Source organism: Athalassotoga sp. (assembly GCF_049965695.1).
GTDB lineage: Bacteria > Thermotogota > Thermotogae > Mesoaciditogales > Mesoaciditogaceae > Athalassotoga.
Map to the genome: position 1 here is coordinate 51,799 of NZ_JBMFWB010000010.1, position 11,876 is coordinate 63,674.

An 11,876-nucleotide genomic window follows, 5' to 3' on the forward strand; every position below is an offset into this window, starting at 1 on the left:
CGGAGGTATGATGATATGTCGAGATTGATAAAAAAACCGATAGAAATTCCAAAAGGTGTTGATGTTAAAATAGAACCGAGCATGTTAACGGTCAAAGGACCGCGTGGCCAACTCACAATGAGTTATCTTTTTGTGGATTTTAAACTCGACGGTAACAACCTTTGGGTTTCCCAAAAAGAAAACCTCGATCTTCCGCCGAGAGTCTTAAAGAAAAATAAATCTATAATAGGTACAAGATGGGCTCTTGTGAGAAACATGGTGGAAGGAGTGACCAAAGGATTTCAAAAAGAACTTGAAGTTGAAGGCGTAGGATACAGAGCACAACTTCAAGGAAAATCTTTGTTGCTTAACCTTGGTTACATTCAACCGGTTAAGATAGATCCTCCTGATGGCATAACGATAGAAGTTCCAAAACCTAATCAGATAATAGTCAAAGGCATAGACAAAGGACTTGTCGGTCAGGTCGCGGCTAAAATACGAAAGACACGTGAACCTATGGTTTTTGCCAAAGGTAAGGGTGTCAGATATGCCGGAGAAGTCATAAGACTTAAAGAAGTCAAGAAAGTTTAAGGAGGTAATCTGTCGTGATCCAGCCTTTTGATAAAAAAAGCAAGAGAATTTCAAGACATCTTGCGATAAGAAGAAGAATACACGGTACGCGTGGCGTTCCAAGGCTTTCTGTTTTCATAAGCGATAAACATGCTTACGCCCAGATCATAGACGATGATAGCGCAACAACTCTTGTCAGTGCTTCTACCGCGCAAAAAAGTTTGAAAGAGGCGCTGAAAAACAAGACATGGAATAAAGTTGCGGCACATCTTGTGGGCAAAGAGATAGGAACGCGTGCGATTGAAGCGGGAATAAAAGAAGTTGTTTTTGACAGAGGCGGTTTTCGTTACCATGGTAGAATAAAAGAAATCGCCGATGGCGCTCGGGAGAGCGGATTGAAATTTTAAGGAGGTAAAGAATGCCGCGCGATCTTCAGAAAGAAGACGAAAATAAAGAATTCAAAAGAAGAGACAGAAACATAGAAACCACAGAACCCGAGACGGAATTCGTAGAAGAAGTCGTCGAAGTTAGGCGTGTTGCAAAAGTCGTCAAAGGCGGTAAAAATTTGAGTTTCAGGGCAATTGTCGTCGTTGGAAATAAAAATGGCAAAGTCGGTCTTGGAGTTGCGAGTGGCCGTGAAGTGGTCGATGCCATAAGAAAGGCCTCAAATCTTGCAAAGAGAACGATGGTTGACGTTAACGTCGTCAACGACACCATTCCGCACATGATCGAGGTCAAATTCGATTCCGCAAGGTTGCTTTTGAAACCGGCAGCGCCCGGTACGGGTATAATCGCAAGCAATACGGCAAGACCTGCTTTGGAACTTGCGGGCATAAAAAATGTGCTTTGCAAATCACTCGGCTCTAACACGCCTTTGAGCATTTTGAGGGCCGTTTTCAAGGCTTTTGACGAGATCAAGCCGCCTGAATATTATGCCAAATTGCGTGGAATACCTTTGAGACAACTTTTCCATGGCGAGGAGGTTGCCAAGTCATGAAAGTTAAAATAGAACTCGTGAGAAGTCCGATAGGTTACAGGTACGATCAAGGAGAAACGGCAAGAGCGCTTGGCTTGAGAAAAATGCACGATGTGGTGGTTGTCGAACAGACACCGCAAATTCGCGGGATGATTCGAAAGATATCTCATCTTGTGAGAGTTGAGGAAGCGCAATAAGGGAGGAATTCAGATGAAACTTGAAGATATAACTCCGACACCCGGATCGAGAAGAAAATCCAAATTGCTTGGTAGAGGAAAGGCCACAGGTCATGGTAAAACATCAACGCGTGGCATGAACGGTCAGGGATCGAGAAAAAGTGGAAATGTAAGAACCGGTTTTGAAGGTGGACAGACACCACTGTACAGAAGATTGCCGAAAGGTGGATTCAAAAACATCAACCATAAGGTTTATACTCCCGTCAACGTTGGAGATCTCAACGTTTTTGAAGACAATTCGAACGTTACGGTTGCCAATTTGATTCAAAAGGGTATAGTCAAAAAAGTTCAAGACGGTGTTAAAATTCTCGGTAACGGAGAACTTAAAAAACCTTTAAAGATAACGGCAAATGCTTTCAGTACTTCCGCAAAGGAGAAGATAGAGTCTGCCGGCGGGCAGGTAGAGGTGATATGAGTGTGGGAAGCGATTAGGAACTCCTTCAAGATACCTGAGTTAAGAAGCAGGATAATATTCACTTTTTTGATGCTTGCTGTTTTTAGGTTTGGTGTTTACATACCCGTGCCTGGCATAAGCCTTTCAAGTTGGGCAAACTTTTTCAACGGCGTTTCCGCAGGTGCCGGTGGAGGATTTTTTACCCTGCTCAACGCTTTTGCCGGCGGAGCACTTAGCAACATGTCAATCTTTGCCATGAGTGTGACACCTTACATAAACGCATCTATCATACTTCAACTTTTGATGGCCGTTGTTCCGAGTTTGAAGGAACTCGCCAAAGAAGGAGAACAGGGCAGACAGAAAATAGAAAAGTATACACGAGAACTCACACTTTTACTTGCCGCAGTCGAAGCATTGGCACTTACGATCGTTGTCGTCATGCCACATGCCACCCCTGGACTTAACAAAGTCGCTTTCATAATACTTTCTTCAGTTTCACTTATGGCCGGGAGTATGTTCCTGCAGTGGATAGGCGAGATGATAACGGACAAAGGAATAGGAAACGGAATATCCATAATCATCTTTGCCGGCGTTGTCGCTACGTACCCGTTCTACTTAGGACAGATGATAATCTCCAACCTTTCTGTCACGTCATGGGCTTTGTTCTTCCTCATCTTCGTGGTCACCATCTTCGGTTTGATCTACATAATGCAAGGCGAAAGAAGAATAAACGTTCAATACGCCAAAAAAGTTGTCGGCAGAAAGATGTACGGCGGACAATCGAGTTACATACCGATGAAAGTGAATCAGGGTGGAGTCTTGCCTATAATCTTCGCGGTCGCGATACTCATGATTCCATCCATGATAGCACAGTTCACCCATAACTACACGCTTCAGAGTATCTTTGGATTTAATTCAGTCTTTTACATAGTGATTTACGCATTACTCGTCTTTTTCTTCACATATTTTTACAGTGCCATAACCTTTGACGTGCATGATGTCTCCGACAACATAAAAGAATACGGAGGATTTATCCCGGGCATAAGACCAGGAGTTTCAACAGAACAGTATCTCGCAAAAGTTTTGAGCCGTATCACGTTCTTGGGTGCACTTGCGCTTGTCGTAATAGCACTTTTGCCAAATATTTCCGCGGCGATAGTCGGAAGCAATTCCGGTCAGATAGTCGGCGGTGTGGGTATGATGATAGCCGTCGGAGTTGCGCTTGACGTTGTTCAACAGATGGAAGCCCATCTTATCATGCGCCATTACGAAGGATTCATAAAACGCGGTAAACTCAAAGGGAGGATATGATGAACATCATTTTTGTTGGTCCTCCCGGAGCCGGCAAAGGAACACAGGCGCAGATCGTATCCAAAACCTTTAAAATTCCGCATATATCTACGGGAGACATGTTGCGTGCCGAAATGGATTCCGGCAGTAAACTCGGAAATCAGGTAAAAGACATCGTTACCTCCGGAAAACTTGTCGATGACAATTTGATGAATCAGATTGTCAAAGAAAGGCTTTCGAAGTCAGATGCCGTTTCGGGATTCATATTGGACGGTTTTCCGAGAACTTTAAATCAGGCAAAATCTTTAGATGAGATATTGAAGTCGATGGGAAAGCAAATAGATCGCGTCATATACGTTGATGTCCCTGAAAAGGTTATAGTTGAAAGACTATCGGCAAGACGAATGTGTCCAAAATGTGGTCGCAATTACAACATGATAACAGATCCGCCGAAAGAAGACGAAATGTGCGACGATTGCCATGTTCATCTTATAACACGCGATGACGATAAACCCGAGACCGTCAAGAAACGTTACGAAGTTTATCTTGAACTTACATCGCCCGTTATAGCATATTACAGGCAAAAGAACGTACTTTTCACGATAGACGGAACGATGAAAATGAAAGATATCGAAAAACATCTGATTGAAATGATCAAAGGTCGAAAATAATGGTAAAATTGAAATCGGAAGCAGATATCGATGCCATGAGATATCCAAACAAAATAGTCGGAGAGGTCCTTGAATACGTAAAGGACTATATCAAGGATGGCGTAACAACTTACGACCTTGACAGAATAATAGAAGAATTTTTTGCAAGAAAAGGTGTCATACCGGCCTTTAAAAATTATGAAGGTTATCCTGCCGCTTCATGTATAAGTCCGAATGAAGTCGTTGTGCATGGCATACCATCCAAAAAAGTCATTTTGAAAAACGGAGACATAGTTTCGATAGATGTCGGAACTATTCACGATGGATGGTACGGTGACGGCGCAAGGACTTACGCTGTCGGCGAAATAGATGAAAACAAGCGTAAACTCATCGAAGTGACGCGGGGGTCTTTTTTTGCGGGCATATCTCAATTTAAAGTTGGCAACAGGCTCGGCGATATATCGAACGCTGTTCAAACTTTTGTCGAGAAAAACGGTTTTTCCATCGTAAGGGATTACGTGGGCCACGGCATAGGCAGGGCGCTTCATGAAGATCCGCAAGTGCCGAATTTTGGAAAAAGCGGTAGAGGAATACCGCTGATGGAAGGGCTTGTACTTGCGATAGAGCCCATGGTTAACATGGGAGACTGGAAAGTAAGAGTTCTTGATGATAAATGGGGCGTTGTGACTTTGGACGGATCGCCCAGCGCCCATTACGAAAATACCGTTGTGTTACACAAAAAGGAGGTCGAAATATTGACGATTCCGGAGGGAATGAATGTCTGAAGAAAAAGACATGATAAGAATAGAAGGACGTGTTGTGGATTCGCTTCCAAATACGACTTTTAAAGTTATTTTAGATAACGATCTTGAAGTACTTGCCCATATTTCTGGGAAAATGAGACAAAATTTCATAAAGATCGTACCGGGAGACAAAGTTGTGGTTGAATTGTCACCGTACGATTTAAAAAAAGGAAGAATAGTTTACAGAAAGAAATAGATTAAAAGGAGGTCTGAATCATGAAAGTTCAAGCTTCAGTCAAGAAGCGCTGTGATTCATGCAGAATTGTCAAAAGAAACGGTGTGATTCGGGTCATTTGCTCCAAAAACCCAAAGCACAATCAGAGACAGGGATAAGGAGGGGTTGAAGGATAAATGGCTCGTATTCTTGGCGTTGATTTACCAAATGAAAAGCACGCTTTTGTGGGTCTTACGTACCTTTATGGCGTGGGTAGGACAAGGGCTATCGAGATTTTGGATGCGACGGGCATCCCCCTTAACAAAAAGATCAAAGATCTCAGCGATGATGAGGTCAGAAAGATCACCCAGTACATAAACGAGCATTACAAAGTCGAAGGTGATCTCAAGATGGAAATTCAAAGAAACATAAAACGTTTGATCGAAACAGGCTCTTACAGGGGAACAAGACACAGACTCGGATTACCCGTAAGAGGACAGAGGACACGCACGAATGCCAGGACGAGAAAAGGCCCTTCGCATGGCGTTGGCGCTAAAAAATAGTAAAGGGAGAGAACTATCGAATGGCTGAAAAGAAAAAAAAGGCGTCTTCAAAAAAAAGAGTACATTTTGATTATGGCGTTGCGCACATTTTGTCGAGTTTTAACAACACCATAATAACGATATCCGATAAAGACGGGAATGTGGTAACATGGTCAAGCGGCGGGGACGTTGGATTTTCCGGTTCGAGAAAGTCAACTCCTTTTGCCGCACAAATGGCTGCAGATAAAGTCGCAAAAGAATCTATCAACTTTGGAGTGAGGAAGGTTGATGTTTTTGTCAATGGCCCGGGTCCAGGTCGCGAATCCGCCGTCAGAGGTCTTCAGGCTGCAGGGTTGGAAGTTCAAAGCATAAAAGACATAACACCTATTCCACACAACGGATGCCGTCCTAAAAAGAAGAGGAGAATGTAAGGAGGTTTTGATAAATGGCAAGATATACAGATCCTGTCTGTAAATTGTGCAGACGGGAGGGTAAAAAACTCTTCCTGAAGGGAGAGAAATGCTACACACCAAAATGCCCTGTTGAAAAAAGGCCATACGCGCCTGGCCAGCATGGAAAAGACAGGCTGAAGATGACGCAATACGCAAGACAATTGAGATCGAAGCAAACCATGAAAAGAACTTACGGGGTCCTTGAGCGCCAGTTTAGAAGATATTTTGATGAAGCCGTCAAGACAAAGGGTGTTACAGGCACGATGCTCATAAGAGAGGCTGAAGCGAGGCTTGATAACGTTGTTTTCAAACTTGGCTTTGCCATATCGCGATCCCATGCCCGCCAACTCGTAAATCATGGCCACATCATGGTAAATGGCAAAAGGGTTGATATACCTTCTTACGAATTAAGGCCTGGAGATGAAATAGAACTCAAAGAAAAAATAAGAAGCAACGTTGACGTTAAAAAAGCGATAGAAGATCGATCTACCCATACGGTCTCACCGTGGCTTGAGGTGAACTACGATCTTTTCAGAGGGAAATTCGTCAGGATGCCCGATAGGGAAGAAATAGAACTTCCTCTCGATGTTCAGGACATCGTCGAGTTGTATTCCAAGTGAGAACTCACGTGAGGTGGTTTAATGCTTAATTACGTTAAACCTGAAAGGTTTATACTCGAGGAGGAGAAAGAAGACAGAGGATATCTTTACGTGAGATATTCCGTTCAACCCCTTGAACGCGGTTATGGTGTGATGATCGGAAATGCTCTAAGAAGAATTCTTTTATCTTCGATCCCGTCGTTAGCGATAACCGGCGTTAAGATAAGAGACGTTTATCACGAATACGATGCCGTAAAGGGTGCTAAAGAAGATGTGCTTCAGATCCTCCTTAACGTTAAACAGATTCAGGTCAAGGAGAATGTCCCGATAAAAGAAGAACCGGTCGTCATGACCGTCCAGAAAAAAGGTGCTGGCATAGTCAGGGCAAAAGACATAAAATGTCCTCTCGAAGTCAAAATAGCAAATCCCGAATTGAAATTAGCCACGCTTAACGAAGATGCGGATTTCTACATGGAACTTTTTGCCGAAAAAGGAAAAGGGTACCTTCCCGTCTCGGAAATGGACACGAGCAACGATGTTCAAATGTTGCCCGTTGATGGAATTTTCACGCCTGTTGTGCGTGTTAACTTTCGCACGGAAGATTTCAGAGTTGGAAAGAAAATAGACTACGATAGGCTTATACTCGAAATATGGACAAAAAAATCTGTGGACCCGAATGCTGCCCTCAAAGATGCGCTTAATATCCTTATAGAACACTTTGAATTTTTGCTCAACAACCTTCAGGGTCAGAAAGAAAGTCAGGTCGTCATCGAAGATGACAAAAAAGCGGAAAAAGATGTTTTACCGCCATCTCAAACCGTTGAGGAGCCTAAAACGCCTGCGGATTCCTTTGCAATTTACGATAAAATGAGAATAGAAGACCTTGAACTCTCCGTGAGAGCACTTAATTCTTTAAAACGTGGTAAAATAGAAACGGTTGGAGAACTTCTTCAGAAAGATGAAAAATCCCTTCTCAAGATAAAAAATTTTGGAACGAAGTCTTTGGAAGAGATAAACGAAAAACTTGAAAAACTCGGACTTAAACTCAAGGCTGAATAACGGAGGATTGAAATGAGACATAGAGTGAAATTGCATGCGCTTTCAAGACCAAGTGACGAAAGAAAAGCGTTGATGCGAAGTTTAGTACGTGAGTTGTTTCTTCATGGAACGATAGTCACAACCACCCAAAAAGCGAAAGCAGCCTCTGCATTTGCTGAAAGAATAATAACCCATGCTCTCGCCAAAGATCTTTCGGCAAGGAGATACGTGAATGCTTTTCTCAACGACGAAAAATTGACAAACAAAGTCGTCGACGAGATAGCGCCTAAATATGCCGGAAGAAAAGGTGGCTACACCCGAATCGTAAAGATGGAAAAAAGGCACGGCGACGATGCCGAATTGGCTATTTTCCAACTTGTCAAAGAGTCATGATGAGACTACCCGTCTTGGGTAGTCTTTTTGCGATATGTGGCAAACAATAACCTTCTTTCTTGTCGTAAACATAATCTCTTCTTTTATGACATGGTCCAAAAGTAGAGATAGTACTTCTTTAAAAGTTAGCAAATTCAATCAAATGCTTTACACGTTTTTTGGAGGAGCGGTGGGTGTGCTTCTGTTTTCTGCTTTAACTAAGAAATGGGATTACAAATTGAACTTCATCATCCTTGCCATATTGGAAAATATAGGCGTTTACATCGTACTTTACGAACTTGCAATCCACGTTGCAGATTGAAAAAGAGGTGATTTTATGAAAATATTCATCGATACCGCCAACCTTGATGAGATAAAAAAAGCCGCGGCATGGGGAATTTTGGACGGTGTGACGACAAACCCGACACTTGTATCCAAAGAGGGAAAGATAGACTTCAAAACGAGAATAGGCGAGATTTGCGCCGTTGTTAAAGGTCCTGTAAGTGCGGAAGTCGTTTCAACGGATTACGATGGAATGGTAAAAGAGGCAAAAGACCTTGCAAAAATAGCAGATAATGTAACTGTAAAAATACCGATGACCGAAGACGGCATAAAAGCGGTCAGAACGCTTTCGCAAATCGGCATAAAGACAAACGTTACACTCGTCTTCAGCGCAAATCAGGCTTTGCTTGCCGCAAAAGCTGGCGCAACCTTTGTAAGTCCGTTCATCGGACGTTTGGATGATATAGGGAACAACGGCATGAACGTGCTAAGCGATATACTCAGCATTTACGCCAATTATGGCTATAAAACGGAAGTCATAGCGGCAAGCATAAGAAGTCCGGAGCACGTAAGAATCGCCGCTTTGATGGGCGCTCACATAGCGACAATTCCGTTTGAAATAATAAAACAGATGTTTAGACACACCTTAACGGATGTGGGACTTGAAAGATTTTTGAACGACTGGAAAAAATACAGAGAAAATTTAAATTGAGAAAGGAGTTTTTTGTGGCCGAGGATCAAGAAAAAGCCAAAAAGTTTGACGATACGTATTTAGACATAAAAAAACTTCAAGAATTGAAGATCAAAGATCTTTACGAAATAGCCAAGGGGCTTGGGATGCAAAGGGTTGCTCAGTACAGAAAAGACGATCTCATCTCGGAAATACTCAGGATGCAGACGGAATCAAAAGGTTACAAATTCAAAGAAGGGGTACTCAAAATTCAAGATGGAGGATACGGTCTTTTAAGAGTTGACAGTTATCTTGCAAGTTCCAACGACATATACGTTTCGCCCTCTCAAATAAAAAAATTCGGACTTTTGGACGGAGATACCGTTTCAGGACAGACCCGCCCCCCAAAAGAAGGAGAAAAATACTTCGCCCTTTTGAAAATAGAAGCCATCAATTACAAAGACATAAGTCTTTCAAATGACAGGGTAAACTTTGAAGACCTGACGGCGCTTTATCCGGATGAACGCTTTATCCTTGAGACAGAGCCTCAATACCTTGATACCCGTCTGATAGACATCTTCTCTCCCATAGGTAAAGGTCAAAGAGGTTTGATCGTTTCTCCCCCAAAGGCTGGAAAGACGACCATCTTAAAGCATATAGCCAACGGCATTGCGAAAAATCATCCCAACACAAAGAGAATGGTACTTCTCATAGATGAACGTCCTGAAGAAGTAACCGACATGAAAAGATCCGTCGATGCCGACGTTATAGCGGCGCCGTTTGACATGCCTTCAGAAAAACAAATTGAAATAGCAGAACTTGCCCTTGAGAAGGCGAAAAGGCTTGTTGAGTACAAATACGATGTCGTAATACTCCTTGACAGCATAACGCGACTTGCCAGAGCCTATAACCTTTACCTTCCTCCGTCCGGCAAATTGCTTTCTGGAGGAGTCGATGCCTCTGCGTTGTACAAGCCAAAACACTTTTTTGGCGCGGCAAGAAACATAGAAGAGGGAGGAAGCCTTACCATAATAGCAACCGCACTCGTTGAAACCGGATCCAAGATGGACGATGTCATATTCGAAGAGTTTAAAGGCACAGGCAACATGGAACTCGTACTGTCAAGACAACTTGCAAACAAAAGAATTTTCCCCGCGATGGATCTCAACCTTTCCGGTACTCGAAAAGAAGAATTGCTTTTCGATGAGAAAACCCTTAAAAATGTTTGGCTGTTAAGAAGGTTCATAAGTTCGATGAATCCCGAAGAGGCTATATCACTTATGATGTCAAAACTTAAAGAAACCAAGAGCAACGAGGATTTCTTTGATCTTCTCAAGAATGAAAAAGACGCTGTAAGATAACTTGACATTCTTGAACTTACATAGTATAATTTTCAATAATCCATCCTCTGTCTCGCCCGCAGGGGGGAGTGAGTTTTTGAAGGCATAAAATTTTTGTAAAGGAGGTGTCTCCTGGTGCTCATGTGAGTGGCCAGGATTGCCCATGAGTAGAAAGGGGAAACTGGGTTTACTCTTGATGTCGGTGGTAGTGATAGCGCTGGTGCTATCGAGTTGTTTCTTGCCAGCACCTAAAACTCCGCCTACATTCAGCGTTGCACCGACAACGATAAACGCTTATTCGGGCCAGCCCTTCAATTTAAGCGTGACTGGCCAGGGTGGTAATGGAATATCGCAAATAGTCGCTACATTCCAGGGATCAACTGTCATTAAAACTTCAAATCCCGCAACCTTTACCTTTGTTGCACCGAATGTCATCGCACAGACTTACTATAATTTGGGTGTGACTGTTTACGGTAAAAATGGTTTGAGTTCAAGCGCGACCGAAATAGTTAACGTTACACCATACACATCAGTTGGTTCCATAACTTACGCCGTCAGACTTAACAATCCATATCCTCACGTTTACACGTATCCAGCAGCCAACAACAATCAGTCTGTTATATTTACGGTGAACGTTGGTAATGGTGCCGGTATGGTTGGCGGAGTTTCAGTTTATGTTGATGGCAGTGCGATACCTGCGTCTCCAACGACTCTATCTTCAGTGCTTAAAACCACCGTTGCGGGGACTTCATTCATAGTCCAGAAGAGTTTTGTTGCGCTTTACAGCATATCTCTAAACCATGTCGGACCTCACACGTACTGGGTTAATTTCTATGGAACTAACGGATCGCTGCTTGGATCTTCTGTCCCTGGATACTTCTACATATCCTATCCGGGCACGCAAAAGGTAACGCTCAGCGCGGCTACGCCGCTTTACAACACGAACTATATAAACGGTGTCAGCGGTAGCGTATCCTTCACGGCCAAAGCCACAGATTACACATCCCAGTATGAAGGCTTTTTGGTAAACGGCACACCGTTTGCGACATACCTTAATATTGCAACCGCAGTTTCTGTGCTCGGAAAGAGTTATCAGATATCTGTGCCGGTCAGTGCACTTACCTCTGCCGGATCGACAACCTTTGCCTTTAAAGATGCCTCGATAGATGGAAATGTCGTAGCGGCAAAACAAACTTACGTCGTCGTCAAAGCTACGCCGGTCTTAAGAGCGTCTTACAAAGGAGTGGCGCCTGTCAACAACGTGCTTTACGTTGGATTAACTCCTTCGTATTTTAAAGTTTATTCATACGATCCGTACTGGTTGTCCTCTGCGGCAACGCTTTCTTCTTTGCAGTATGGAAATACACCATACACGTTGACGAACGGCTCAACCACAACAGTTGACGTTTCACCGCTTTCAAACGGTGCAACTGCCGCGTTTACAGCCCGTGTAAGTAATAAAGCCAATCTTTCAAGTACCCTTGCCCTTACGGTGTATCGTATCTCTGTGGGGCCAAATGTAAAATGGG

19 protein-coding genes are annotated in these 11,876 nt (G+C 43.2%); all 19 read left to right on the plus strand.

The annotated features are described in order from the left end of the window. The first annotated feature begins 15 nt into the window (after positions 1-15). A complete protein-coding gene (gene rplF / locus ACP5NR_RS04640; RefSeq protein WP_428004440.1) occupies positions 16-570 on the plus strand; it encodes a 50S ribosomal protein L6 in 555 nt (184 codons plus the stop codon). Between the two features lie 14 nt (positions 571-584). After that, entirely contained in the window at positions 585-956 is a 372-nt protein-coding gene (gene rplR, locus ACP5NR_RS04645) for a 50S ribosomal protein L18 (protein ID WP_428004441.1), read from the plus strand. A gap of 11 nt (positions 957-967) precedes the next feature. Beyond that, positions 968-1,546 (plus strand): 30S ribosomal protein S5, encoded by a 579-nt coding sequence (gene rpsE / locus ACP5NR_RS04650; protein WP_428004442.1) that lies wholly within the window; start codon positions 968-970, stop codon positions 1,544-1,546. After that, the gene (rpmD, locus tag ACP5NR_RS04655; protein ID WP_428004443.1) at positions 1,543-1,722 is read left to right on the plus strand and encodes a 50S ribosomal protein L30; all 180 of its coding nucleotides are present in this window, start codon (positions 1,543-1,545) and stop codon (positions 1,720-1,722) included. Before rpsE ends, rpmD begins: the two co-directional genes overlap by 4 nt. Before the next feature lie 13 nt (positions 1,723-1,735). Next, positions 1,736-2,176, plus strand: coding sequence for a 50S ribosomal protein L15 (gene rplO / locus ACP5NR_RS04660; RefSeq protein ID WP_428004444.1), 441 nt, complete (start codon positions 1,736-1,738; stop codon positions 2,174-2,176). After that, entirely contained in the window at positions 2,177-3,466 is a 1,290-nt protein-coding gene (secY, locus tag ACP5NR_RS04665; RefSeq protein WP_428004445.1) for a preprotein translocase subunit SecY, read from the plus strand. Further along, positions 3,466-4,116 carry an adenylate kinase gene (locus ACP5NR_RS04670; RefSeq protein WP_428004446.1) on the plus strand — a complete coding sequence of 217 codons (651 nt, stop codon included), beginning with the start codon at positions 3,466-3,468 and terminating at the stop codon, positions 4,114-4,116. The genes secY and ACP5NR_RS04670 overlap by 1 nt, the downstream gene beginning before the upstream one ends. Continuing rightward, a complete protein-coding gene (map, locus tag ACP5NR_RS04675) occupies positions 4,116-4,880 on the plus strand; it encodes a type I methionyl aminopeptidase (RefSeq protein ID WP_428004447.1) in 765 nt (254 codons plus the stop codon). Before ACP5NR_RS04670 ends, map begins: the two co-directional genes overlap by 1 nt. Next, positions 4,873-5,094 carry a translation initiation factor IF-1 gene (gene infA / locus ACP5NR_RS04680; protein ID WP_428004448.1) on the plus strand — a complete coding sequence of 74 codons (222 nt, stop codon included), beginning with the start codon at positions 4,873-4,875 and terminating at the stop codon, positions 5,092-5,094. Before map ends, infA begins: the two co-directional genes overlap by 8 nt. A gap of 20 nt (positions 5,095-5,114) precedes the next feature. After that, positions 5,115-5,231, plus strand: coding sequence for a 50S ribosomal protein L36 (gene rpmJ / locus ACP5NR_RS04685; protein WP_428004449.1), 117 nt, complete (start codon positions 5,115-5,117; stop codon positions 5,229-5,231). Between the two features lie 18 nt (positions 5,232-5,249). Then, positions 5,250-5,615 carry a 30S ribosomal protein S13 gene (gene rpsM, locus ACP5NR_RS04690; protein ID WP_428004450.1) on the plus strand — a complete coding sequence of 122 codons (366 nt, stop codon included), beginning with the start codon at positions 5,250-5,252 and terminating at the stop codon, positions 5,613-5,615. A gap of 20 nt (positions 5,616-5,635) precedes the next feature. Next, entirely contained in the window at positions 5,636-6,025 is a 390-nt protein-coding gene (gene rpsK, locus ACP5NR_RS04695) for a 30S ribosomal protein S11 (RefSeq protein WP_428004451.1), read from the plus strand. Positions 6,026-6,039: 14 nt separating this feature from the next. Continuing rightward, the gene (rpsD, locus tag ACP5NR_RS04700) at positions 6,040-6,666 is read left to right on the plus strand and encodes a 30S ribosomal protein S4 (RefSeq protein WP_428004452.1); all 627 of its coding nucleotides are present in this window, start codon (positions 6,040-6,042) and stop codon (positions 6,664-6,666) included. A 21-nt stretch (positions 6,667-6,687) separates the two neighbouring features. Beyond that, a complete protein-coding gene (locus ACP5NR_RS04705; protein ID WP_428004453.1) occupies positions 6,688-7,704 on the plus strand; it encodes a DNA-directed RNA polymerase subunit alpha in 1,017 nt (338 codons plus the stop codon). Between the two features lie 12 nt (positions 7,705-7,716). Then, a complete protein-coding gene (gene rplQ / locus ACP5NR_RS04710; protein WP_428004454.1) occupies positions 7,717-8,076 on the plus strand; it encodes a 50S ribosomal protein L17 in 360 nt (119 codons plus the stop codon). A gap of 34 nt (positions 8,077-8,110) precedes the next feature. Further along, on the plus strand, positions 8,111-8,377 hold the full coding sequence (locus ACP5NR_RS04715) for a hypothetical protein (RefSeq protein ID WP_428004455.1): 267 nt from the start codon (positions 8,111-8,113) through the stop codon (positions 8,375-8,377). A 15-nt stretch (positions 8,378-8,392) separates the two neighbouring features. Next, on the plus strand, positions 8,393-9,049 hold the full coding sequence (gene fsa, locus ACP5NR_RS04720) for a fructose-6-phosphate aldolase (RefSeq protein WP_428004456.1): 657 nt from the start codon (positions 8,393-8,395) through the stop codon (positions 9,047-9,049). Positions 9,050-9,063: 14 nt separating this feature from the next. Further along, complete coding sequence (gene rho / locus ACP5NR_RS04725) at positions 9,064-10,368, plus strand: transcription termination factor Rho (RefSeq protein WP_428004460.1); 1,305 nt, start codon at positions 9,064-9,066, stop codon at positions 10,366-10,368. 175 nt (positions 10,369-10,543) lie between these two features. Next, a partial coding sequence (locus ACP5NR_RS04730; protein WP_428006037.1) for a hypothetical protein occupies positions 10,544-11,876 on the plus strand: 1,333 nt, incomplete at its 3' end.